Below are 23,685 nucleotides of genomic sequence, written 5' to 3' on the forward strand. Positions count from 1 at the left end.
TCGAGGGAGAGCGTCCGGATGCCGCAGACCGTCCATGCGCGCACCGCCCACCGGCCTCGCTGGTGGGCCGAACTGCTGCTCCTGGTGGTGGTTTACGGGGCGTACTCGGCCGGCAGACTCCTGGCGCGCGGTGACGTGTCGACGGCCGTGGACCACGGTCTGGCGATCCTGCGAATAGAGCAGGCGTTCTTCCTGAACGCCGAACATCCGCTCAACAGGCTCTTCACCAGTACGCCGGCCATCGGCATACCCGCCGACTTCGCGTACGCCTCGCTGCACTACCTCGTCACCCCCGCCGTGCTGATCTGGCTGTTCCGCCGCCGCCCCGCGCGCTACCGCGCCGCACGGACCTGGCTGATGCTCTCCACACTGCTCGGCCTGATCGGTTTCACCCTGTTCCCGACCTGCCCGCCGCGGCTGCTCGACGCGTCGTACGGGTTCGTTGACACGATGGCGCAGTACAGCTCGTACGGCTGGTGGGGGGCCGAGGCGAGCGCGCCGCGGGGGCTCGGCGGGATGACCAACCAGTACGCCGCGATGCCGAGTCTGCACGTCGGCTGGGCGCTGTGGTGCGGGGTGCTGCTGTGGCGGCACGGCAGGACACCGCTGATGCGGGTCCTGGGCGTCGTCTATCCCCTGCTGACCGTGATCGTGGTGATGGGGACGGCGAACCACTACTTCCTCGACGCGGTCGCCGGCGGCCTCGTGATGGCGGCGGGCGCGCTGCTGACGGCGCCCGCGCTGCGGGCCGCCGACCGGGCCCGGACCCGCGCGACCGACCGGTACGCGTTCGCGGGCGGCCTCGCCCGGCCGCCGCTCACGGCGGCGGGGGCGTCCGTTCCCGGACAGCGGCGCGGGTCCGCGGGGGGCGTGAAGTCCGCGGTCGTGGCACCACCGGCCGCGAACCCGCCGGGCAGGTCCGCGACGGCCAAGTCCGCGGTCAAACCTCCGAATGTCAGTGACGGATGCGAGACTTCCGCGGGTGAGCGATTCCCCGGGCAGCGCACCCGCACCAACAGCAGCACCGGCACCCCCGGCAGTAGCGGGGCCGCGACCGACGACGCTCCGGCAAAGACTCGCTGAGCTGCGCGGCCCGGACGTCGCGCCGCATCCGCTGGACGCCCGCGCGCTGGCGGCGCTCGCCGCCAATCCCGGCTGCGGACGCCGCGCGCTGCTGGACGGCGCCGGGGTCGACAAGACGGCGCTCGCGGCGGCGCTCGGTTCCCCCGCGCCGTTCGGGCAGTCGCAGTTCGCGTTCATGCGCGGCAACGCCTTCGAGGCCCGCGTCAAGGCCGACGGCGGCACGGAGTTGATGCGTCTGCTGCACGAGCGCATGGGTGCGGGGTCACCCGCGCCGGTGCCCGGTGAGGTGCGTGTTCCGGACCTGGCGGCGGCCGGCCCCGAGGGGCGCGCGGCGCGTACGGCGCTGGCGCTGCGCGAGGCGACCGGGGCCGGCGGGTGGACGCTGCTCGTGCACCCGCTGCTCGCGCTGGAGGTGGCGGGCTCGCCCGCCTATCTGGAGCCGGACGCCGTGGTGGTGCGTCCGGACGGCCGGTGGACGGTGGTGGAGATCAAGTCCTTCCCGATGATCGACAGTTCGGCCGACGCGTCGAAGGTGGGCGCCGCCGCGCGGCAGGCCGCCGTGTACGTGCTGGCGCTGGAGCGGGTCGCCGACCGGGTGGCCGGTGCCCGCGTGGACCACTCGGTCCTGCTGGTCTGCCCCAGGGACTTCTCCAACCTGCCGACCGCGTCGGTCGTCGACGTGCGCAAGCAGCGTTCGGTGACCCGGCGGCAGCTGACGCGGCTGACCCGGATCGAGGACATCGCGGCGACCCTGCCCGAGGGCACCACCTTCGACCTGGAGCGGTGTACGCCCGCCGAGCTGACGGCGGCGGTCGACTCCGTGACGGCGGCGTACGCGCCGGAGTGCCTGGCCGCCTGTGAGCTGGCCTTCCACTGCCGGGGCCGGGCGCGGTCCGCCGGGGCCGTGGAGGCGCTGGGACGGGGCGTGCGGGGCGAGTTGGGCGGTCTGACGACGGTCGGCGCCGTCCTGGCGGCGGCACGCGGCGAGACGGCGCCGGGCACGGCCGACGACGATCCGACGGTCGTGGCGCTGCGGCGGGCCGCCGCGCTGCGCGCCGAGGCGCTGGGGTCCGTCCCGGAAGGCGCGGTCGCCGGATGTCGCTGATCAGCACCCTGGCCCGGCTGGAGGCGGTGGAGAGCGGGCGGGCGCAGCCGCTGGCCACCGTGTGCCACCGGCGGCTGTCGGCGCGCCCGCTCGTGTTCGTGCCGCTCACGACGGCCGGTGAGGCCGGCGCCCCGCTGGGCGCGCTCGTGGGCACGGACCGCGACGCGCCCCGGCTGCTGACCGTGGCGCAGCCGCGCGACCGCGATCTGCGCTTCGCGTTCCTCGCGGATCTGGCGGAGGTGCTGCTGCCCCATCTGGACGCGTACGCGGACGACGTGGAGCCGGCGGAGCGGAACGAGACCGACCCGGAGACCGGCAAGCGCGTCAAGGTCGAGGTCGATCTGTGCGTGGACGCGCCGCAGTTGATCGTGCCGAACCGGCCGGGTGTGGACTTCGTACGGCTGCTGGGGCGCTCGATGCGGTTCCGGCGTACGGCGGAGCAGGACCCGGACACGCCGTATCCGGCGCCCGCGCGCGTGCCGCTGCTGGGCCGCTGGCTGACGCACTACGGGGAGCGGGCGCGGGTGCCGGGGTCGTCGCTGCTGCTGGCCGCGACCGATCTGCTGAACAGGCACTGGGCGACGGGGCAGTCCAATCTGGAGGACCAGCATCTGGGGGCGCTGCTGGCCTGGATCGACCCGCCGCCGGACGGCGGTTCGGGCCGGGACGCCGCGCTGCGCGCGGAGACGGCCCGGGACGGCCGCGGCCAGTTGCTCTGCCCGCCGGCGGGTCCGGCGACGGACCCGGCGTTCGACAACCGGCTGCTGGCGCCGGCGATCGACGCGTACGACCTGGCGCGGCAGTCGCTCGGCGCCGCGGAGGACGGGCCGGGCGCGGACGAGCAGTTGGGCCGGCTGACGAGGGCCGAGCGGGAGATCCGGGCGCTGCTGGAAAGCCAGGCGCGGCCGACGTGGGACGCGGTGTGGCGGGGGCTGGACCTGCTGCGGGAGCTGCCGGAGGGGGCGCGGGTCGCCGACCGCTGGACGCGCGACCGCTGGTCCTTCACCGGCCACCGCGACCGGGTGCGCTCCGGTGAGCCGCCGCAGCCCCGGCACGACGACGCGGTGACGGCGGCGCGGAAGCTCGCCTCGCGGGAGACGGCGCAGGGGCAGCTGGAGGCGCAGGAGGCCCTGGACGACCCGCTGGTGATGGCCGGGCGCAGGCTGGCGGGCGAGGCGTTCGTCGGCGAGGTGACGGACGTGGTGATGGCCTACAGCGAGAGCAGACGCCCGAGCCCGCGCCCGCTGGTCACGCTGTACAGCGAGGACAGTCCGCAGCTCGGCGAGCGCACGAAGGTCTACCGGTCGCTGGACGGCAAGCCGCAGTCGGCGGAGTTCGCCGGCTGGGACCCGGCCGGTGACGGCACGCTGGTGGTGCGGCTGACGGACCGGATGGGCCGTGGCAGGGAACCGGCCGAGGGCTCGCTCCCGGAGAAGGGCGACCGGATCGTCTGGACCCTTTTCGAACACGAGCAGCGGGGCGGGCCGAAGCTGCCGTCGGCGGAGGAGACGCCGTGGACGCACGGGGGACCGCCGGGCGCGGAGGAGGCGGGCGCGGGCCCCGGGGCCCCGGTCGCCGTCGCCCCGGACCCGTCGGCCGGCGGGGGCGCCGGAGCGTCACCGCCGCTGCCCCCACCACCGCTGCCGCTGCCGCTGCCCGATCCGGTGACCGAGGAGGACTTCCTGTGACCGCCGCCGTATCCGGCCGGGCCGGCTTCGACCCCGGCGCCGAGGCCGCGCGGGCCACCGACGCGATCCTGCACGACACGCTGCACGGCGCGTACCGGGGTGTGGTCGTCGACTCGCCGCCCGGCGCGGGCAAGTCGACGCTCGTGGTGCGCGCCGCGCTCGAACTGGCCTCGGCGGGACGGCCGCTGATGGTCGTCGCGCAGACCAACGCCCAGGTGGACGACCTGGTCACGCGCCTCGCCGAGAAGGCACCCGGTCTGCCGGTGGGCCGGCTGCACAGCAACGACCCTGATCCGTACGACCCGTCGCTCAACGAGCTGCCGTCCGTGCGGAAGTCGGCGAAGGCGGGCGATCTGGCGGGCCTGGACGTGGTCGTGTCGACGGCGGCGAAGTGGGCGCACGTGCAGGGCGTGGAGCCGTGGCGGCACGCGATCGTGGACGAGGCGTACCAGATGCGCTCGGACGCGCTGCTCGCCGTCGCCGGGCTGTTCGAACGGGCGCTGTTCGTGGGGGATCCGGGCCAGTTGGACCCGTTCAGCGTGGTCGGGGCGGATCAGTGGGCGGGGCTTTCGTACGACCCGTCGGCGAGCGCGGTCGCCACGCTCCTCGCGCACAATCCCGAACTGCCGCAGCACCGGCTGCCGGTGTCGTGGCGGCTGCCCGCGTCGGCGGCGCCGCTGGTGTCGGACGCGTTCTACCCGTACACGCCGTTCCGCAGCGGCACGGGCCCGGCCGACCGGCGCCTGACCTTCGCCGTGCCCTCCGACGGCTCGGGCCCCGACCGGGTGGTGGACGAGGCGGCGGAGTCCGGCTGGGGCCTGCTGGAGCTGCCCGCCCGGCGTACGCCCCGTACGGACCCCGAGGCGGTACGGGCGGTGGCCCTGGTCGTCCGGCGGCTGCTGGACCGGGGCGGCGTGACGGCCGGTGAGCGCGGTCCGGACGCGGCGCCGCTGACGGCCGACCGGGTGGCGGTGGGCACGGCGCACCGCGACCAGGCGGCGGCGATCCGCGCGGCGCTCGCGGAGCTGGGGGTGACGGGGGTGGCCGTGGACACGGCGAACCGGCTCCAGGGCCGTGAGTTCGACGTCACGGTCGTCCTGCACCCGCTCTCGGGCCGCCCGGACGCGACGGCGTTCCATCTGGAGACGGGCCGTCTGTGCGTGCTCACCTCGCGGCACCGGCACGCCTGCATCGTGGTCTGCCGCGCGGGCGTCCCGGAACTGCTCGACGAGCACCCCTCGACGGAGCCGGTGCGACTGGGCGTGACGATCAAGTTCCCGGACGGCTGGGAGGCGAACCACGCGGTGCTCTCCCACCTCTCGGAACACCGCGTCCCCTGGCGGCCGTGAGGCCCCCTTGCGCGGGGCGGGACAATGGACGGTGGCCGGAACGGCACCTACGACACCGCACACATCCCCACCAGGAGCAGCAGGAGGCACCCATGGCGGAATCCGAGTCGAGTCAGCGACGGCTGCGGCCCGCTCCGCTGCTGTTCGAGCCCTCCGACGCCGCCGCCGATCCGGAGCACTTCTTCGACCTGGAGTCGATCGACGACCCGGGCGCGCTGCTGGACCGGGCCACCGAGCTGACGCTCGCCTTCCGGGCGGCGACCGACCGGGCCGTGGAGTTCCAGGCCGTCGCCGCCGCCCAGCTCGCCGACCCCCGGCGGTTCGACCGGCTGACGCCCGCCGACATCGCCGAGCGGGCGGAGTGGACCGAGGACTACGCCCGGAAGATGGTGGAGTTCGGGCGCGATCTGCTGCGCAACGGGCGCACGCCGGGGGAGTGAGCGGGCGCATGTGAAGGGTGCCCGCCCCTCTGGCATATGCCGCGCCGTAGGTTACGCCTTCCCGCCCCGCCCTGTCCCGGTTTCACGCAACTCCCCGAAACGGGTTGGTTACTCCAGGTAGATCTAGTACCCATGAGCACATGGCTGCGAGATGAATCCCCTCTGAGCCCGGGTGCCTGCGACGACGAGCGCCGGACCGACGTCTTCACCTACCTCCGCGAGGAAGGCCGTCACCACACCGCGCAGGTCACCGCCGCCGGCGCCGGATGGCTCGCCTCCGCCGGGCCCTGCCCCCGCTCCACGCTCTCCCTCTGGGAGGCCAGGCCGACGGCCCCCGGCGTACTGCCCTGCGGCGTCCTCTTCGACGTCGTGAACGTGCCCGCCGTCTTCGGCCGGCGCATGCTCGACCGGCTCTGGTCCGACGGGCCGGGCTCCGGGCCCGTCGCCACCCACCGGGGCCGGATGATGCTCTTCGCGGCCCCCGGCACCGCCCAGCGGCTGCCCTCGCTGCTGTCCTGGGAGGAGTGGGGCCGCTCCGCCCCGGAAGGCGCGCCACCGGCCGTTCCGCCGCTGCTCTGCCACGGTTCGGGCGACGCGGTGACCGTGCCGCCGCTGGTTCCCGCCGCCGGCCCGGCGCCGCGCTGGGTGGTGGCCCCCGACACCCGGCATCCATGGCTGCCGGGGCCCGAGGTCCTGCTCTGGGCCTGCGTCCGGGCGAACCGTCCCACCCTGCGGACGGCGGTCGCCCGCCCCCCGAACGGCTCGGTGACCAGCCTGCCGGGCACCCGCCCCTGAGCAGCGCTCCAGCGGCTTCCGGGCCCTGTCATATCGATTTTTCTTCGCACCGATCCTGGTGCTAAGGTCTACGACGTCAGCAGGCGCCGCTAGCTCAGTTGGTTAGAGCAGCTGACTCTTAATCAGCGGGTCCGGGGTTCGAGTCCCTGGCGGCGCACAGACGGGAAGGGCCCCTCGCGGGAGCGGGGGGCCTTTTCGTGTTCCCGCCCGGCGGCTCGCCATCCCTCACACCCCCGTCGTCACCTTGACCGTCCACGCTCCCGTCCGCGTGCGGTCGGCCACCTCCACCTTCGTGCCCTCCCCCGGCACCGTGAACGTCTCCCCGACCCCCAGCGGTGCGTCCGCCAGCGGCGGATAGACCGACTGGTCCCAGCACGCCTCGCTGTCCGGGTGGGCGTCCACCACCTCGATGGGGCCGGCGCCCGACTCCGCCTCCCCCCGCACCCGGTAGATCAGCACGCCCTCGGTGCACGTCGTGGCGTCGTTCCCGGTGGAGCCGCGGGCCTCGATCGCGAGGACCGAGTGCTCGCCCGTCCTGACCACCGCGAGCCGGGTCCCCGCGCTCACGCCGGCCGGGGGCGGGGCGTCCAGCGGTTCCAGGGTGAGCATGCTGCTGCCGATGGGCTTCACACAGCGCACCTGCCGCCCGCCGAGCCAGCCCAGCTTCCACTTGTGCCAGCCGAACAGGTCGGGCGACAGGCCGAACTGACTGCCCATCACATCCCAGTCGCCGACATGGGTGTCCCAGTCGCCCTTGCCGTCGGTGGGCCGGTGGTAGAGGTCGGGCAGGTCGAAGACGTGCCCGGTCTCGTGGGCGAGCACGTTGCGGTCCGGCGGGTGCCGCTCGAAGACCGTGACGACGCGTTTGATGTCCGTGCCGTCCGCGGTCAGCGGGTGATCGAAGTTGACCACTTTCGTCGCGTCGGAATCCACACCGGGCGCGTCCGGGTCGGCGACCAGGTAGACGACGTCGTACCGCGAGAAGTCGATCACCGGATCGGCGACCGCCAGCGCGTCCCGCAGATACGCCGTGCGCATCTCCGGCGCCCAGTCGCGCCTTATGGCGTAGTAGGTGGAGTCCCGCGGCATGTCGATCCACTGGAGCCGGGGATGCGGGTGCAGCGCGAACTTCCCGTACGAGGCCCGCTCGAAGAATCTGCTGGTCGCCGGGAAGTGGTCGGCCACCAGATCGGCGGGCTCGACCCGCGGGGCCGCGTCCGGGAAGGACAGGAAGACCATGACCGCGTCGAGGGTCCTGGCCGGGCGCGGGTAGGAGGCGTTCCACGTGTCGAGGCCGAGCGAGTGGTGCGCGGTGGTACGCGGAAGGGCGCAGGGTCCGGCGGGGTCGGCGACGGCGGGTCCCGCCACCAGTGAGGTGGCGGCGACCGCGACGAGGGAGGTGAAGGCCGCCGCCGTACTGCGCAGGCGCGGCCGGTCCACTCCCCCGGGTGTCAGACGACGCTCCACGTGGACCTCCGGCTGCGGAATGCGGGACAGCTCACCCACTTTCTGTCCTTTTGATGCCGTACGCCCTGTTCCGCTGGCCCGGTTGGGTGAGCGGACCGACACCCCCGGCGGATCACGGAAAGTCACAATCGATCAGGGCGAAGACAGGTCGGGCCACAGGCGCGCAGAAACGATCGTCCGCCGATCGGCGCCGGTGCCGGACTCCCCGGTTCACCGCCGGAGAGCTGGAACGGCCCACCGGCCAGCCTCTATGATCGGCAGACTTTCCTGCGCCGATCATCGCGAATCACACCCCTGTACGACACCACTGCACTGCGGGAGCGAGCCGTGAGCGGAACCTCCGAAAGGCCCCAGCCCGCGGCGGTCGCGGCGCCCCACTCCGCCACACCGTCAGTCACGGAGCGTCATGCTCCGGCCGTCCAGGACGACCCGGGCCACGCACACGGCGAACCGCGGCCCGCCACCCTCCCCGACCCCGGGGCACGCGGCCGCGGGGAGCGGACGGAGCACAGCGACTACCGCGCGGCCTTCAACGCGGCCCGGCTCCCCATGGCCGTCGTGGACCGGCGGGGAACCGTCGTCACCGTCAACGACGCCCTCGCCGAGCTGATCGGCGCCGACCACGACACGCTGCGCGACCGGGCCGCCGCCGACCTGGTCGACCTCGCCTCCGACGGCCGGACCTGGCACGCGTACCAGGAGGTGCTGCGCGGCCGTCGCTCCCGCTTCCGCTGCACCCGCCGCCTCAAGCACCCCGACGGCCGCACACTCTGGGCGGAGGTCACCGTCGCGCCGCTGCCCGACGGCGGCAGCGTCCTGCTCTCCCTCACGGACATCAGCGAACGGCGTGAACTCCAGGCCAGACTGCGCCATCTCCAGATGCACGACCCGGTGACCCGGCTGCCCAACCGCACGCTGTTCTTCGAGCGGCTCTCGACCGCGCTCGAATCGTCGTACGGCCATGGCAGAACGGGGCGGATCGGTCTCTGCTACCTGGATCTCGACGGTTTCAAGGCCGTCAACGACACGCTCGGACACCGGGTCGGGGACCGGCTGCTCGCCGCCGTCGGGGCCCGGCTGACCGAGTGCGCCGACAACGACGCCCACAGCCGCGACGGCCACCACCTCGTGGCGCGCCTCGGCGGCGACGAGTTCGCGATCCTGGTGGAGGACTCGGCCGGTACGGAACAGCTCGCCGATCTCGCCCGCGCCGTGCTCGCCGCGCTCCAGCTCCCGTTCGACCTCGCGGGGCAGCGGCTCTCCGTCTCGGCGTCCATCGGTGTCGTCGAACGGCCCGCCGAGGGCACCACCCCCACCGGTCTGATGCAGGTCGCCGACACGACCCTCTACTGGGCGAAGGCGGACGGCAAGGCCCGCTGGACCCTCTTCGACCCGGAGCGCAACGCCCACCGGATGACCCGCCAGGCGCTGTCGTCCACGCTGCGCCCGGCCGTCGAGCGCGACGAGTTCGTGCTCCAGTACCAGCCGCTGGTGGGGATGGCCGACGGAGTCGTACAGGGGGTGGAGGCGCTGGTGCGCTGGGACCACCCGCAGTTCGGCGTGCTGGCGCCGAACCGCTTCATCGGCATCGCCGAGGAGGACGGCTCGATCGTCCAGCTCGGCCGCTGGGTGCTGCGTACGGCCTGTCTCCAGGCCCGCCGGTGGCAGCGCGACCACCCGGCGGACCGGCCGCTGTTCGTGAGCGTCAACGTCGCCGTACGGCAGGTCTGGGACTCCGACCTGGTGGCCGACGTGGCCGCGATCCTCGCGGAGACGGGTCTGGCGCCACGTCTGCTGCAACTGGAGCTGACCGAGTCCGCGGTGATGGGCTCGGCCGGCCGGCCGCTCCAGGCCCTCCAGGCGCTGAGCGACATGGGCGTGCGCATCGCCATCGACGACTTCGGGACCGGCTACTCGAACCTCGCCTATCTGAGCAGGCTGCCCGTCTCCGTGCTGAAACTGGACGGCTCCTTCGTCCGGGGCTTCCGGTACGACGGGGGCGCCCACCCCAACCCGGCGGACGAGACGATCGTCGAGACGCTGGTCCACCTCGCCCACCGGCTGGGCCTGACGGTCACGGCGGAGTGCGTGGAGACGGCGGGCCAGGCGGCGCGGCTGCGCCGGATCGGCTGCGACACCGGGCAGGGCTGGCTGTACTCGCGGGCGGTGGGACCGGAGCGGATCGCGGAGATGATCGGGGTCAGCCCCCTGAGAGCCTGACCCCGCCCGCCCCTAAGCGGTCTCCGGCAGGCCGTACGCGTCGGCGATCAGACCGTAGCTGCGCAGGCGCGCCTCGCCGCCGTGGGCGTTGGCGGTGAGCATCAGCTCGTCGGCGCCCGTGCGCTTCTGGAGGTCGTCGAGGCCGGCGCGGACGGCGTCCGGGGTGCCGTGCACGATGTTCGCCAGCCAGCCGTCGGTGAACTCGCGCTCCTGCGGGCTGAAGCTGTACGCCTCCGCCTCCTCGGGCGTCGGGACGAGCCCCGGGCGCCCGGTCCGCAGACGGAGCATCGACAGCGCGCCGGTCAGGACCTGGCGGCGGGCCTCGTTCTCGTCCTCGGCGGCGAGGGCGGCCACGCCGATCAGCGCGTACGGGGCGTCGAGGACGGCCGACGGCCGGAAGGACTCGCGGTAGAGGTCCAGCGCGGGGATGGTGTTGCGCGCCGAGAAGTGGTGCGCGAAGGCGAACGGCAGCCCGAGCGTGGCGGCGAGCCTGGCGCTGAAGCCGGAGGAGCCGAGGAGCCAGATCGGCGGGCGGGCGGCGGGGCCCTGGACGGGTCCGGGGACGGCGTGGATCCGCGCGTACGGGTGCCCGTCCGGGAAGTCGTCGTCCAGGAAGCGGGTGAGTTCGGCGAGCTGCTGCGGGAAGTCGTCGGCTCCCTCGTTCAGCCGGTCGGTCCGGCGCAGGGCGGCGGCCGTGGCCCCGTCGGTGCCCGGCGCCCGGCCGAGCCCGAGGTCGACCCGCCCGGGGGCCAGGGCCTCCAGGGTGCCGAACTGCTCGGCGATGACCAGCGGCGCGTGATTGGGCAGCATGACGCCGCCCGAACCGAGCCGGATGCGCTCGGTGCGGGCGGCGAGATGGGCCAGGATCACGGCGGGCGACGACGAGGCGACACCGGGCATCGAGTGGTGCTCGGCGACCCAGTGGCGGTGGTAGCCCCTGCGCTCGCCGAGCTCGGCGATCCGCACGCTGGTCCGCAGCGACTGCCGGGCGGTGCTCCCGCTGCCGACGGTGACCAGATCCAGCACGGACAGCGGCACGGGCGCGCTGCCCAGCGCCGTACCTCGAATTGCGTCAACCACCGGTGCGAGCCCTTCTGGTGCGGGAAACAGGTACAGCCCGCTCCAACAGGAGGACGTCTCCGTTTTATTCCCGGCTCCTCCCGGACCGGGCGGGACTCAGTCGCGGCTCGCGAACAGCGTTCCCAGCTTCGGGGCCCACGCGTGGCGCTCCACCAGGCGCAGCCCCTCCCAGACCGTCACCTGGTTCGCGGTGAGGACCGGTTTGCCGAGGGCCGCCTCCAGCTCCGGGAGGTACGCGACGGTGTGCAGCGCCGTGTCCGGCAGCAGGACCACCTCGGCGTCCGGGTGGTCGCCCCCGCGGGCCAGGGCGAGTACCTCGTCCCGGCCCCAGGTGCCGACCTCGGCCGCCGTGATGATGCCGCTGCCGCGCGTGGAGACCACCTCGATGCCGGCCGCCTTCAGGAAGGCGGCGAAGTAGCCCGCGACGTCCTCCGGATAGGTCGCGGCCACCGCGACCTTCCGGGCGCCCAGCGCCTGGACGGCGTGCGCGAAGGCGAACGAGGTGCTGGAGGCCGGCAGCCCGGCCTCCACGGCGAGCTGCCGTGCCTGCTGGTGGGCACCGTCCCAGCCGTACACGAAGCTGCCGCTCGTGCAGGCCCAGACCACGGACTCGGCCCCCGCCATCCGCAGCTCCTCGACACCGTCCGCCAGCCGCCGCGCCGAGCCCATCTCCAGGAGCGCGTCGACGCGGTGGGCGTCCTCACCGATGTCGGTGTGGACGAGGGGCAGTCTGATGTCGCTGTCGAAGAGCATCTCCAGACGGGGGTAGTCGTCCTCGGCGGAGTGGCCGGGGTAGAGAAGTCCGACGGTCGTCATGTCCAACCTTCCTGTTCCTCGGTCGGAGCGTCCGGCTGGGAGGGCTGCGCCCACTCGCCGGGCTGGGCCGGCTGGGCGTCCTGCAGGTGCTGGACCGGTTCCATCCGTCCCATCTCCGCGATGCCGGGGATGTCGCCGATCCCGGACATCTCCGGGAAACGGCGGACCTCGGGCATCTCGGGGATCTCTCCCATCCCCTCCAGCGTAGGCACGTGACGCGCCGGGGGCGGGTTGAGCAGCAGGCCCTGGTAGGGACCGACCGCGTGCGCGCCGATTCTGCGCAGGGCCGCCCACATCGTGACCTGGTTCGCCGACAGCACCGGCATCCTCAGCTCGGCCTCCAACTGCGGGATCGCGTCGTACGTCGGCAGGTTCGTACAGCTGATGAACAGCGCGTCGGCCGCGCCGACGACGGCCTGCCGCGCCATGTCCACGACCGACCGGTACGGAACCTTCCAGATGTGCCGGGTCAGCCCCAGGAAGGCGCGACCCGTGACGGTTACCCCGGCCTCCGCCAGGTACTCCTCAAGGGACTCGGTGACCGACTCCGTATAGGGGGTGACCAGCGCGATCCGTTTCGCGCCCAGCTCTTCGAGCGCCTCCAGCAGCGCGCCCGACGTGGTGAGCGAGGGCACCTCGCCCGCCCTGTTCATCGCCTCGCACATCGCCCGTTCCCCGACGACACCGCCGACGAAGCTGCCCGACGTACAGGCGTACGCGATCACCTCCGGTTCGGACGCGCCGAGGGCCATCACCGCCTCTCCGAGGGTCTCGTGCTCGCTGACGAGCCTGGCGAGGTCCAGCGACACCTCGACGGGGACATAGGGCGTCCTCGTCAGGCGCAGCGAGATCTCGTCGGGCATCCAGCGCCAGAGTTCACGATCCAGAGCAAAGTCGAATGGGGCGACCACACCGACACCACGCTGCGGCTGCGGTCCACCCAGAAAGGAGACATCCATCTCACGGCCCCCTTTGGCTGTTGTTGACGACGGTAGGAGCTGAATGCGAGCGTGGTCAATGAGCACAGGAAATACGTTGCGACGAATTTTCCTGGAGGAAATGCAGGCCCCGATCGGAAGGGCTCTCCCGATGACTGAACCGACCCTTCTCGTCCTGGGTGCCGACCCGCCGCCGCGCCTCGGCAGGCTGACCGGTCGGGCGCATGTCCGGTACGCCGACGAGTCCTCGCTCGCCGCCCAACTCCCCCTGGCCGACGTCCTGTTGGCGTGGGACTTCACATCCGACGCGATCCGGCTGGCCTGGCCGGGGGACGGGCCGCGGCCCGGCTGGGTGCACACGGCGAGCGCCGGCGTGGACCGGCTGCTCTGCCCGGAACTGATCAACTCCGAAACAATCGTCACCAACGCCCGCGGCATCTTCGAGGAGCCCATTGCCGAATACGTGGCGGCTCTTGTCCTTGCCATGGCCAAGGACCTGCCGGGAACTCTCGAACTCCAGCGCCAGAGGCGCTGGCGCCACCGTGAGGGACTACGGGTGGCGGAGAGCCGCGCCACCGTCGTCGGCGCGGGCCCCATCGGCCGGGCGATCGCCGGGACACTGAGGGCGCTCGGTGTGAAGGTGGCGATCACCGGCCGCACCGCGCGCCCGGGAATCCACGGCGCCGACGAGCTGGACGCGCTCCTCACCCGCTCCGACTGGGTGATCTGCGCGGCCCCGCTCACGGAGAGCACGCGCGGCATGTTCGGCGCCCGTCTCTTCGGTCTGATGCAGCCCTCCGCGCACTTCATCAACGTGGGGCGCGGCCAGCTCGTCGACGAGAGGGCGCTGACGGACGCCGTGGCCAAGCGCGGGATCGCGGGCGCCGCCCTCGATGTCTTCGAGGCCGAGCCGCTCGATCCGGAGAGCCGGCTGTGGGACGTGCCGGGGCTGATCGTGTCGCCCCACATGAGCGGTGACACCGTCGGCTGGCGCGACCGTCTGGGCGAGCAGTTCGTCGGCCTTTACGACATCTGGGCGTCCGGTGAGCCACTGCCTAACGTGGTGGACAAGAAACGTGGGTACGTCCCCATGCATGACTGAGTCCATGTTCCTCACCGATCTCACCGCACGACAGCTGCTGGCCGGCTACGAGAAGGGCGACTTCTCACCGGTCGACGCGGTGCGCGCCACGCTGGAACGGATCGAGGCGGTCGAGCCGCTCGTCAACGCCTTCGTCCGGGTCGACGCCGACGAGGCGCTCGCCGCCGCGGAGGCAGCCGCCGGCCGGTGGCACAGAAAGGAACCGCGGGGGCGGCTCGACGGTGTCCCGGTCTCCGTGAAGGACATCTTCCTCCAGCGTGGCGGGCCGACCCTGCGCGGTTCGCGGACGGTCGACCCGGCGGGCCCGTGGACGGACGACGCGCCGGCGGTGGCGCGGCTGCGCGAGCACGGCGCGGTCCTCATCGGCAAGACGACCACGCCCGAGTTCGGCTGGAAGGGCGTGACGGACTCACCGCTGAACGGCGTCACCCGCAACCCCTACGACCTGTCCCGCACGGCGGGCGGGTCCAGCGGCGGCAGCGCGGCGGCGGTGGCGTTGGGCGCCGGCCCGCTGTCGATCGGCACCGACGGCGGCGGCTCGGTCCGGATCCCCGCGTCGTTCTGCGGCGTCTTCGGGCTCAAGCCCACCTACGGGCGGATCCCGCTCTTCCCGTCCAGCCCCTTCGGCACGCTGGCGCACGCCGGTCCGATGGCGCGCGACGCCGCCGACGCCGCGCTGCTGCTCGACGTCATCAGCGGCGCCGACTGGCGCGACTGGTCGCAGCTCGCCCCGGCGCCGGGTGTCACCGCCACCCTGTCGGAGGGGATCGCGGGGCTGCGGATCGCGTACTCGCCGTCGTTCGGCGGCCAGGTCGCGGTACGTCCGCCGGTGGCGGCGGCCGTACGGCGCGGGGTGGGGCGGCTCGCCGAGCTGGGCGCGTACATCGAGGAGGCCGACCCGGACATCTCGGACCCGGTGGAGGCGTTCCACACGCTCTGGTTCTCGGGGGCGGCGCGGGTGACGCAGCCGCTCGGCGAGGAGCAGCGCGAGTTGCTGGACCCGGGGCTCCGGGAGGTCGTGGCGGAGGGGGCGCGGGCGAGCGCGCTGGACTACCTGGCGGCCGTGGACACCCGGATGGAGCTGGGGAGGCGGCTCGGCAGGTTCCACGAGACGTACGACCTGCTGGTGACGCCGACGCTGCCGATCGCGGCGTTCGAGGCGGGGGTGGAGACGCCGAAGGGCTCGGGGTACCGCCGCTGGACCGGCTGGACCCCGTTCACGTACCCCTTCAACCTCACGCAGCAGCCCGCGGCGACGGTGCCGTGCGGGGTGGACGAGGACGGGCTGCCGATCGGCCTCCAGCTGATCGGGGCGCGCCACGCGGACGCCTTGGTGATGCGGGCGGCGCACGCGCTGTACGAGTCGGGCGCGGCGTCCCTCCCGGCCCCGACGGGCGCTTGAGGGCTGTCCCGTCATCCCCGGTGGATCGGCGCGCGGCGTCGGATGCGGTGCGTCGCAGGGCGGAGGGTCGTCCTCGTACTGGGCGTATTCGGGCGATCCGACAACGCGGCGAGGCGCCGTAGCCGTCGTCGCGCGCCCGCCGGGGATCACGGGACAGCCCTGAGCGTCCGCCCGCGGGGCGGGGTGTCCTCAGTCGCCGGAGGGCGGCGTCCGCAGCCCGTCCGGCGAGGGAACACCGCCCGCCCGGCGATCGGGGACAGGCCCTCAGACCCGCCGGAAGTTCAGCGTCTCGCCCGTCGCGCCCGCCCGCCAGAGGTCCTGGCAGGCTTCCGCCATCTCCTCCAGGCCCTCGACGACCGAGCCCCAGACGATGCCGGGGATCCACCCCGTGTCGCCGTTGATCAGCAGGTTGTTGCGCTCGTAGAACAGCGCGAGGTCGACGACGGTACGGCGGCCCCGGTGGGCGGCCTGCTCCTCGTACCCGTACGACGTGGTGCCGAGCACCGTGTCCGAGAAGGTGAAGTAGCACAGATCGCCCGGAATGGGGGTGACCGTCGGGTTCTCCAGCGGCGGTTCCTCGGCGGCGAACCCGGGCATCAGCGCGTAGATCTCGTTGCGCGCGTACTTGGCGTGGTAGACGTCGCCGCCCAGCGGCAGTGCCTCCCACACGGCGGCGCAGGTGATCGGGGCCAGGTCATCGAGGAGCTTGGCGGTACAGCGGACGCCGCGCTTGTCCAGGGACACTTCGATGAAGCGGTCGCTCATAGGTCTTCGCGCCCTTCCGGTCGGTTCGTAAGCCTGTGTCCGGCCATGAATACCCGCCCCCGGCGCACGAATGCGGGGCCGAAGGGCCCCGTCTCCCGTAGGTGACGCCCGGACAACGATAGGCATATCGGTCCGAAAATAATCCGCATACCCGCTGCTGTTTCGGGTACCCGCGCGCCTATGGCTCCACTCAAGGGGAACAACACAAGCACGGGAAGAGGGCTCCGGCGCCGTTCGCTGCTGGCGGGTGCCGCGGCACTCGGTGCCGTGGGCGCTGTCGGGGCCAGCAGCGGATGCAGCCGCGTGGCCACCGCCGACAACGGGGACGGGGGGACCCTGCTCGACCAGCTGCGCGCCAAGGGGACGGTGCGCCTCGGGCTGGCGGGCGAGCAGCCCTACAGCTACATCGGCAAGGACGGTGAGATGACGGGCTCCGCCCCGGCCATCGCCTCGCGGATCTTCAAGGAGCTGGGCGTGGAGAACGTCCAGCCCTTCGCCACCGAGTTCGGTTCGCTGATCACCGGTCTGAACTCGCTCCAGTTCGACGTGGTCGCCGCCGGGATGTACATCAACCCGGAGCGCTGTGAGCAGGTCATCTTCGCCGACCCCGAGTACCAGATGCTCGACGCGTTCATCGTGCCGAAGGGGAACCCGAAGAACCTCCACTCGTACAAGGACATAGCCGAGGCCGGCGCCAGGATGGCGACGGGCGTCGGCTACGCGGAGATCGGTTACGCGGAGGAGGCCGGGGTCAAGAGCATCACGACCCTGCCCGACCAGCTGGCCGGGCTGCTCGCCGTCGAACAGGGCCGCGTCGATGTCTTCGCCGGTACCGCGGTCACGGTGTTCAACGTGATCAAGGAGACCGACAGCACGAAGGCCGAGGCGACCAAGGAGGTCACCCCGATCGTCGACGGCAAGCCCGTCATCGACGTCGGCGGCTTCGCCTTCCGCTCGCCGGAGACGAACCTCCGCGACTCCTTCAACCGCGAGCTGCACAAGCTCAAGAAGAGCGGTGAGCTGCTGGAGATCATGCGGCCCTTCGGCTTCACGAAGGACCAGATGACCACCATCACGGCGAAGGAGAAGTGCGCGCCATGAGTGAGATCACCTGGGGCCTGTGGAAACTCCTCCTCGAAGGCGTGTGGATCACCGTCCAGCTGACGGTCTTCAGCTCGGCGCTGGCCGCCGTGGTCGCGCTGGTCGTCGGACTCGCCCGCACCCACCGGCTGTGGATCGTGCGGTTCATATCCGGGGCCTACTTCGAGATCTTCCGCGGCACGTCCGCGCTGATCCTGATGTTCTGGATCTTCTTCGTGCTCCCGCTGGGCTTCGGCTGGCAGCTCGTCCCGATGTGGGCGGCGACGCTGGCGCTGGGGCTCACGTACGGGGCGTACGGCTCCGAGGTCGTCCGCGGCGCGGTGCAGGCGGTGGCTCCGGCTCAGCGCGAGGCGGGGATCGCACTGAGCTTCACCCCCGCCCAGCAGCTGCGGAAGATCATCCTGCCGCAGGCGTGGCCGGAGATGATCCCGCCGTTCAACAACCTGCTGATCGAGCTGCTCAAGGGCACGGCGCTGGTCTCCATCATGGGCGTCGCCGACATCGCCTTCGGTGCGTCGCTGGTGCGTAACGCGACGGGCGAGAGCGCGCCCGTCTACACGGTCATCCTGCTGATGTACTTCGTGCTCGCCTTCGTGCTCACGCGTGGTATGCGCGTACTGGAACGACAGGCGAAGGCCGGGATCGGTCAGCGCCCCGAGAAGACGGGGGGCGTCGTGGGCAAGCTCGGACTCTCCCGCCGGAACGCCGTCTCGGCGAACGCGGGAGGTGAGAGCTGATGGAGTGGAACTGGTCCGCGGTCGGCGACTTCATGCCGATGTTCTGGGACGGCCTGCTCGTCACGCTCCAGGCACTGGTCCTGGGCGCGCTGCTCGCCTTCGCCCTCGGTCTCGTCTGGGCGATGGCCCAGCGCTCCGGTCTGGCGGTGGTGCGGTGGCCGGTGAACATCCTCACCGAGTTCGTCCGCAACACCCCGCTGCTCGTGCAGCTGTTCTTCCTCTACTACGTGCTCCCCGAGTGGGGTGTCACGCTCAGCGCCATGGTGACCGGTGTCGTCGGCCTGGGCCTGCACTACTCGACGTACACCGCCGAGGTCTACCGGGCCGGCATCGACGGCGTCCCGGCCGGCCAGTGGGAGGCGGCCAAGGCGCTCAGCCTGCCGAGGTCCCGCACCTGGGGTGCGGTGATCCTGCCGCAGGCGATCCGCCGCGTCGTGCCCGCGCTGGGCAACTACGTCATCGCGATGCTGAAGGACACTCCGATGATCTTCGTCATCGGAGTGATGGAAATGCTCGGCCAGGCGCGGCAGTTCGCCTCCGAGTCGTTCCTGACCGTCGAGGTCTTCACCGTCGTGGGTGTGGCCTTCATCGTCATCTCCTATCCGGCATCCCTTCTCATGCGAGCATTGGAGCGTCGCCTTGTCCGCTGACAGCACTCCCCCCAACCCCTCGAAGGAAACGGCCAATCCCGCCGCCGACGGCAGCGAGCTGATCCGCTTCGACAAGGTCACCAAGCGCTTCGGGTCCAACACGGTCCTGGACTCACTGGACTTCACGGTCAACTCCGGCAAGCACGTGACGCTGATCGGTGCCTCGGGATCGGGCAAGACGACGATCCTCAGACTTCTGATGACGCTGATCAAGCCGGAGGAGGGCACCATCAAGGTGGCCGGCGAGTACCTCACGCACCAGGAGAAGGACGGCAAGCTCGTCCCCGCGGGCGAGAGCCATGTCCGTGAGGTGCGCAAGAACATCGGCATGGTGTTCCAGCAGTTCAACCTCTTCCCCAACATGAAGGTCCTGCGGAACGTCACCGAGGCCCCGGTGCACGTGCTCGGCCTGTCCAAGGACGAGGCCGACGAGCGGGCGCGCGGCCTGCTGGACCTGGTGGGCCTGGGGGACCGCTGCGACGCCTATCCGAGCGAGCTCTCGGGCGGACAGCAGCAGCGGGTGGCCATCGCGCGGGCGCTGGCGATGCGACCGCAGGTCCTGCTGCTGGACGAGGTCACGTCCGCGCTCGACCCGGAGCTGGTCGCGGGCGTCCTCGACGTGCTGCGGGACATCGCCCGCACGACGGACATCACGATGCTCTGCGTGACGCACGAGATGAACTTCGCGCGCGACATCTCCGATGACGTACTGATGTTCGACGCGGGCCGGGTCATCGAGTCCGGACCGCCGGAGAAGATCTTCAGCGACCCCGAGCACGAGCGCACCCGGGAGTTCCTGAGCGCGGTGCTGTAGGCGTGCGCCCGGCGCGTTGAAGGGGCGCTCGCCTCGCTTTATTCGGGGGAGCCCGGTCCGGCGGAACGGACCGGGCTCCCCCGTTTCCGCGGCCGGCCCGCCCGAACGTCATTGCCTTTAGCATATGCCAGAACGATACGCCGCAGCTGAGGCCGGTGCGGCGGGTGCCATTCTGCCCAACAGCCGCCCCGGAAAAGGGCCTTGGCGGCTATCGTGGTGGGGAAGCTTGCGGTCACAACCTGGTAGGGGGAACCGTGGCGCTGAAGCCGGAGCCGACCGCGCCGTTCCACTCGGTGCAATACGTCCTGCGCGTCCTCGAAGCGGTCTCCAAGCACACCGGCGGTGTCACCGACGTCCAGATCGCCCGCGAGACGGGCCTGCCGACCGGCCATCTCGCCCCGATGCTGGCGATGCTGCGCAGCGAGGGCTATGTGGAACAGGTCTCGGACGGCGCCTACGCCATGGGGGACTCCCTGGTCCTGCTCGGCACCGGCACCACCCGCGAGGCGGCCCTGGAGACCAAGCTCCAGGACACCCTCACCGAGCTGCGCGACTCGGTCGGGGCCGCCGTCTACATCAGCCGTTACATCGACGGCGAGGTCAAGATCACGCAGTACGCCGACGGGCCGGACGCTCCCGCGGTGAACGAGTGGGTGGACTTCCGCTCGGCGGCGCACGCGAGCGCCGTCGGCAAGTGCCTGCTCACCCAGCTCGACCAGAACAGCCGCCGGGACCATCTCTCCCGGCACAAGATCGCGCGCCTCACCTCACGGACCATCACCAGTGAGCGGGTGCTGTTCTCCAAGCTGGACAGCCAGCCGCCCACGGTTCCGATCCTGGATCTCCAGGAGTACGCGGTGGGCACGGTCTGCGCGGCGGTGCCGCTGACGGCGGGTTCGGCGGTGGGCTGTCTGGCCCTGTCGATGCCGATCGAGCACGCGCACCGGCTGCGCTCGGCGGCGGACACGCTCAACCGGGGCGCCGCGCCGATGGCGCTCTCGCTGGCCATCTGACCCGGCCGTCCCACGGGCCGGCCCCCGCTTCCGGGCCGGGAAGGGCCCGGGACCGGGCCGCGGCAGGCAGGGTGCGGCACACACCCGGCGTACGACGGCCCGGCCCGGTCAGCGTTGAATGAGACCCTCGCCGGTCACATGCTGATGGAACGGAATGGGACGGATCAGAACCTGACGTCCGAGCAGGCGTAGAACGCGTTGGTGGTGTCCGCGACGTTCCACACGGCCAGGACGATGTGCTTGCCCGTCTTCTGGGTCGGCATGCTGCCCTGGTGGACGAGCGTGGCCGGCGGCTGCTGGTTGCCGTACGGCACGGTCATGAACGGCTGCGGGTCGAGGGCCGCGCGGGTGAGCGGCTTGGTCGGGTCCCAGCCGTTCTTGGTGATGTAGTAGCGGAAGTCGGACGTGGAGTGGCGGGCGGTGAACTGCCAGCGGAAGCTGTAGCCCTGACCGGCCGTCACATTGGTGGCGGGCCAGTTGCCGCCACGCGGGTCGTCGAGCTGCGCGAACTGGCCGTTGCCGCCCGAGCAGATCTTTCCGTCGGCGGGACCCGCGGCCGGGAAGCCCTTGGGTCCCTCGACGCTCTGCGGCTCCCACTGGATGTTCCCGCATCCGGTGACGGTGCCGTTCTGGCACAGCTTCTGACGGCTGATCGGTGAGTCGGTGTAGCCGTGGCTGCTCGCGCTGCCGGTGGCGAGCAGGGACACGCCCGCCACCGCGAGACCGAGTACCGCGGCGCTGATTCTCTTCTTTCGCATGCTCTCGCTCCTGGGGACCGTGGGGAGTACGTGCGGTGACTCCTGACTGCGCAATCAGGTCTAGACCAAGTGACACAGTATTGACGGACCTTGATCGTGTCCATAACAACGACCAAGAAAGGTCCAGACCAATCACCGGAGCTTGAACATCGGTCAGCTTCCCTCGTTGAGACCGTGTCTGCCGGTGTAGAACGCGACGGTCAGGTCCTTCACCAGCACCTTGCGCTCGTAGTCGTCCAGCTCCACGAGCCCGCGCGACGTCAGCCGGTGCACGGTGTCGTCCACCGCGTCGACCACCGACGTCAGCACGGAGTCCCGGTGCCTGGCGTCGATCGCCGCGATCCGGCTGCGCTGCATCGCCGCCGAGATCTCCGGCGCGTACTCGATCCGGGTCGGCTGCGCGGAGAAGACGTCGAGCCCGACGGGACGGCACTCGTCCGACAGCATCCGGGTCAGCGCCTCGCCGACCGCCTCCGCGTCCCGGAGCGTCGGCGCGGTCTCGTGGAAGGCGTCGGCGGGCAGTTGTGAGAGCACCCGCGCCATCGCCGCCTCGACCTGCTCGCGCAGATACTCCTCGTGGTCGCGTACTCCCAGCGCCGCCCGGACGGTGTCCCTGACCCGCCACACCACCAGGACGACGACCCGCAGCGCCGTACCGTTCGCGTCGACCGCGGGCATCGGCTCGCTGCGCCAGTGCCGCAGCCGTACGTCCACACGCCGGCGCAGCAGCAGCGGGCTCACCCAGAGAAGTCCCGTACGGCGCACGCTCCCCCGGTACTCGCCGAAGAGCGTCAGCACCCAGGCGTGACCGACCCGGCCGCGGCCGAGCCCGCCGAAGGCGAAGAGCGAGAGGCTCACGGCGGCGGCGAGCAGCGCCCACATCCCGATCCCGATGCCGTGGTAGGGGTTCGAGCCGAGCCCGAACATCTCGGTCAGCGCGTCGGGCACGGCGCCGACCCACCAGAGCACCGTCAGACAGCCGATCAGCCCGGCGACCCCGGCGAGCGCCGCCGCCCAGCCGGGCAGCGTGGGACCGGGCCGCTCGACGAGCTTGGTGTCCACGGGTGTCGCGGGGCGCGAGATGGAGCTGGGGGCCAGCACCGGCGGTACGACCGGGGCCGGGGCGACGGGCCCGCGCCGGGTCCCGGTGCGCCCGGCGGCCGGCTCGGCCGACCCCTCGTCGCGGAAGAGGAGATGGACCGGGATCTCGTGGGTGGCCTCGCCGACGATGAGCGGGCTCCACCGGTGGCTGTCGAAGGTGAGGGCGGCGCGCGCGGGTACGGCGGAGCCGGAACCGGCCCGCACGGAGACGTCCCAGACGGGAGCGGGGATCCCGCTCGGCGTGCTCGGTGTGCTCGGCCCGCCCTGCCCGGCGGAGTGCGCCGGTGCGGCGTGGCCGGCCGGAGCCGGGGCGGCCACGTCCTCGATGTCGTGCGACGCCCGGCCGTTCCCGGCCGGGGCCGACGGGCCGTCAGCGGTCACGGGCGCGGCGATGTCCACGCCCGGGTGCGGCTCGTCAGTGGCCATCGCCCAGGACTCGCCCCGCGAATGGGGCACATCGGCGGCCTCCGGCTCCACGGCCGGCTCGGGCGCCGGGGCGCCCGCCTCCACCGGGACGGCTCCGCGCTCCCGCCCCGGACCGGCCGGGCCCGCCGCCGTACGCGGCGCCCCCGACTCCCCACCCGCGGTGGCCGCGCGCAGCGGGGCGTCCTCCTCCACCGGGACCGCCCCGCGCCCCCGCTCCGGACCGGCCCCCTGCCCGGCGTACACGTCGGAGCCCGTCGCCGTACGCAGCGCCCCCGACTCCCCACCCGCAGTGGCCGCGCGCAGCGGGGCGTCCTCCTCCACCGGCAGCTCCACCGACACGGTCGACGGCTCGTCCTCGGTCACCGTCCCGCCGTAGCAAGCCTCCTGACCGGCGCCGGAGCCGGGCTCCCGCTCCGGCTCGCCGGGTCGCTTCGTGAGCAGGTCCGCGTGTCCCGGCGGCTCCCCCTCGTGCGGTGACCCCGGCTCGGCCGGCGCCGCCGTCAGCAGACGTACGTTCTGGTGCCAGCCGGCCTCGTCCCACCCGGTCGTGGCGGCTGACGGGGGCTCGGGCCGCATGGCGGGCGCGGGGGCCGCGACCGGCTCCGCGGGCTCCAGCCGCCCGGCCGGTTCCGTCGATTCCGTCGATTCCGTCTGCCCCGTGGACTCCGTCGGTTCCCGCGCCTCGCGCGGCTCCACCGGCTCGACCGGCTCCGCCGGTTCCGCCGGCCTCCGCGCCGTCAGCGCGTTGCGTGCCGCCGCCCGGAGGGCCTGCGCGCCGCGCAGCATCTGCCCGTCGCCGTTCGGTTGCGATGTCTGTGTGGTCATCCTTGCCTCC

At 72.4% G+C, this 23,685-nt stretch carries 20 protein-coding genes, 1 tRNA gene and 1 pseudogene; 15 read left to right on the forward strand and 7 right to left on the reverse strand.

The window, feature by feature from the left end; all coding sequences use genetic code 11:
• Nucleotides 1-18 precede the first annotated feature (18 nt).
• From ACZ61E_RS18320 to ACZ61E_RS18350, 7 genes and pseudogenes are all read left to right on the forward strand, one after another.
• Nucleotides 19-1,083 (forward strand): phosphatase PAP2 family protein, encoded by a 1,065-nt coding sequence (locus ACZ61E_RS18320; RefSeq protein WP_469700647.1) that lies wholly within the window; start codon nucleotides 19-21, stop codon nucleotides 1,081-1,083.
• Nucleotides 983-2,188: a hypothetical protein gene (locus ACZ61E_RS18325; RefSeq protein ID WP_469700648.1), complete on the forward strand. Its 1,206-nt coding sequence runs from the start codon at nucleotides 983-985 to the stop codon at nucleotides 2,186-2,188. The genes ACZ61E_RS18320 and ACZ61E_RS18325 overlap by 101 nt, the downstream gene beginning before the upstream one ends.
• Nucleotides 2,179-3,876, forward strand: a complete 1,698-nt coding sequence (locus tag ACZ61E_RS18330) for a hypothetical protein (protein WP_469700649.1) — start codon at nucleotides 2,179-2,181, stop codon at nucleotides 3,874-3,876. Before ACZ61E_RS18325 ends, ACZ61E_RS18330 begins: the two co-directional genes overlap by 10 nt.
• A complete protein-coding gene (locus tag ACZ61E_RS18335) occupies nucleotides 3,873-5,225 on the forward strand; it encodes an AAA domain-containing protein (RefSeq protein WP_469700650.1) in 1,353 nt (450 codons plus the stop codon). The genes ACZ61E_RS18330 and ACZ61E_RS18335 overlap by 4 nt, the downstream gene beginning before the upstream one ends.
• 92 nt (nucleotides 5,226-5,317) lie before the next feature.
• Nucleotides 5,318-5,665, forward strand: a complete 348-nt coding sequence (locus tag ACZ61E_RS18340) for a hypothetical protein (protein WP_469700651.1) — start codon at nucleotides 5,318-5,320, stop codon at nucleotides 5,663-5,665.
• A 132-nt stretch (nucleotides 5,666-5,797) separates the two neighbouring features.
• Nucleotides 5,798-6,553 (forward strand): annotated as a pseudogene (locus tag ACZ61E_RS18345) (hypothetical protein).
• Nucleotides 6,544-6,617: transfer RNA gene (locus tag ACZ61E_RS18350), tRNA-Lys, on the forward strand. Before ACZ61E_RS18345 ends, ACZ61E_RS18350 begins: the two are co-directional and overlap by 10 nt.
• Before the next feature lie 68 nt (nucleotides 6,618-6,685).
• Here the strand turns inward: ACZ61E_RS18350 and ACZ61E_RS18355 are convergent.
• Complete coding sequence (locus tag ACZ61E_RS18355) at nucleotides 6,686-7,957, reverse strand: M6 family metalloprotease domain-containing protein (protein WP_469700707.1); 1,272 nt, start codon at nucleotides 7,955-7,957, stop codon at nucleotides 6,686-6,688.
• A 297-nt stretch (nucleotides 7,958-8,254) separates the two neighbouring features.
• Between ACZ61E_RS18355 and ACZ61E_RS18360 the strand changes: the two genes are divergently transcribed.
• Nucleotides 8,255-10,147: a putative bifunctional diguanylate cyclase/phosphodiesterase gene (locus tag ACZ61E_RS18360; protein WP_469700652.1), complete on the forward strand. Its 1,893-nt coding sequence runs from the start codon at nucleotides 8,255-8,257 to the stop codon at nucleotides 10,145-10,147.
• A gap of 12 nt (nucleotides 10,148-10,159) precedes the next feature.
• Here ACZ61E_RS18360 and ACZ61E_RS18365 read toward each other — a convergent pair whose 3' ends face one another.
• The 3 genes from ACZ61E_RS18365 to ACZ61E_RS18375 form a co-directional block, all read right to left on the reverse strand.
• The gene (locus ACZ61E_RS18365) at nucleotides 10,160-11,227 is read right to left on the reverse strand and encodes an LLM class flavin-dependent oxidoreductase (RefSeq protein WP_469700653.1); all 1,068 of its coding nucleotides are present in this window, start codon (nucleotides 11,225-11,227) and stop codon (nucleotides 10,160-10,162) included.
• 96 nt (nucleotides 11,228-11,323) lie between these two features.
• Nucleotides 11,324-12,043: a maleate cis-trans isomerase family protein gene (locus ACZ61E_RS18370; protein ID WP_469700654.1), complete on the reverse strand. Its 720-nt coding sequence runs from the start codon at nucleotides 12,041-12,043 to the stop codon at nucleotides 11,324-11,326.
• Complete coding sequence (locus ACZ61E_RS18375; protein ID WP_381948391.1) at nucleotides 12,040-13,002, reverse strand: maleate cis-trans isomerase family protein; 963 nt, start codon at nucleotides 13,000-13,002, stop codon at nucleotides 12,040-12,042. The genes ACZ61E_RS18370 and ACZ61E_RS18375 overlap by 4 nt, the downstream gene beginning before the upstream one ends.
• A 130-nt stretch (nucleotides 13,003-13,132) precedes the next feature.
• On the opposite strand from ACZ61E_RS18375, the gene ACZ61E_RS18380 reads away from it, so the two are divergent.
• Together ACZ61E_RS18380 and ACZ61E_RS18385 are read left to right on the forward strand one after the other, a co-directional pair.
• Nucleotides 13,133-14,083 (forward strand): D-2-hydroxyacid dehydrogenase, encoded by a 951-nt coding sequence (locus ACZ61E_RS18380; RefSeq protein WP_469700655.1) that lies wholly within the window; start codon nucleotides 13,133-13,135, stop codon nucleotides 14,081-14,083.
• The gene (locus tag ACZ61E_RS18385; protein ID WP_469700656.1) at nucleotides 14,076-15,485 is read left to right on the forward strand and encodes an amidase; all 1,410 of its coding nucleotides are present in this window, start codon (nucleotides 14,076-14,078) and stop codon (nucleotides 15,483-15,485) included. The genes ACZ61E_RS18380 and ACZ61E_RS18385 overlap by 8 nt, the downstream gene beginning before the upstream one ends.
• A 264-nt stretch (nucleotides 15,486-15,749) precedes the next feature.
• Here the strand turns inward: ACZ61E_RS18385 and ACZ61E_RS18390 are convergent, their stop codons facing one another.
• A complete protein-coding gene (locus tag ACZ61E_RS18390; protein WP_147875437.1) occupies nucleotides 15,750-16,250 on the reverse strand; it encodes a DUF3830 family protein in 501 nt (166 codons plus the stop codon).
• A gap of 180 nt (nucleotides 16,251-16,430) precedes the next feature.
• On the opposite strand from ACZ61E_RS18390, the gene ehuB reads away from it, so the two are divergent.
• The 5 genes from ehuB to ACZ61E_RS18415 all read left to right on the forward strand — a co-directional run bounded on the left by ehuB (nucleotide 16,431) and on the right by ACZ61E_RS18415 (nucleotide 20,565).
• Complete coding sequence (ehuB, locus tag ACZ61E_RS18395; protein ID WP_469700657.1) at nucleotides 16,431-17,351, forward strand: ectoine/hydroxyectoine ABC transporter substrate-binding protein EhuB; 921 nt, start codon at nucleotides 16,431-16,433, stop codon at nucleotides 17,349-17,351.
• Nucleotides 17,348-18,088 (forward strand): ectoine/hydroxyectoine ABC transporter permease subunit EhuC, encoded by a 741-nt coding sequence (gene ehuC / locus ACZ61E_RS18400; RefSeq protein ID WP_469700658.1) that lies wholly within the window; start codon nucleotides 17,348-17,350, stop codon nucleotides 18,086-18,088. Before ehuB ends, ehuC begins: the two co-directional genes overlap by 4 nt.
• Nucleotides 18,088-18,738 (forward strand): ectoine/hydroxyectoine ABC transporter permease subunit EhuD, encoded by a 651-nt coding sequence (ehuD, locus tag ACZ61E_RS18405; protein ID WP_469700659.1) that lies wholly within the window; start codon nucleotides 18,088-18,090, stop codon nucleotides 18,736-18,738. The genes ehuC and ehuD overlap by 1 nt, the downstream gene beginning before the upstream one ends.
• On the forward strand, nucleotides 18,728-19,552 hold the full coding sequence (gene ehuA / locus ACZ61E_RS18410; RefSeq protein ID WP_469700660.1) for an ectoine/hydroxyectoine ABC transporter ATP-binding protein EhuA: 825 nt from the start codon (nucleotides 18,728-18,730) through the stop codon (nucleotides 19,550-19,552). Before ehuD ends, ehuA begins: the two co-directional genes overlap by 11 nt.
• A 254-nt stretch (nucleotides 19,553-19,806) precedes the next feature.
• Nucleotides 19,807-20,565 carry an IclR family transcriptional regulator gene (locus ACZ61E_RS18415; RefSeq protein ID WP_469700661.1) on the forward strand — a complete coding sequence of 253 codons (759 nt, stop codon included), beginning with the start codon at nucleotides 19,807-19,809 and terminating at the stop codon, nucleotides 20,563-20,565.
• A 164-nt stretch (nucleotides 20,566-20,729) separates the two neighbouring features.
• On the opposite strand, the gene ACZ61E_RS18420 is transcribed toward ACZ61E_RS18415, so the two are convergent.
• Together ACZ61E_RS18420 and ACZ61E_RS18425 are read right to left on the reverse strand one after the other, a co-directional pair.
• Nucleotides 20,730-21,323: a lytic polysaccharide monooxygenase auxiliary activity family 9 protein gene (locus tag ACZ61E_RS18420; RefSeq protein ID WP_469700662.1), complete on the reverse strand. Its 594-nt coding sequence runs from the start codon at nucleotides 21,321-21,323 to the stop codon at nucleotides 20,730-20,732.
• A 153-nt stretch (nucleotides 21,324-21,476) separates the two neighbouring features.
• Complete coding sequence (locus ACZ61E_RS18425; RefSeq protein ID WP_469700663.1) at nucleotides 21,477-23,675, reverse strand: SPFH domain-containing protein; 2,199 nt, start codon at nucleotides 23,673-23,675, stop codon at nucleotides 21,477-21,479.
• Nucleotides 23,676-23,685: the final 10 nt, after the last annotated feature.

Source organism: Streptomyces sp. NPDC104581, from assembly GCF_055583685.1.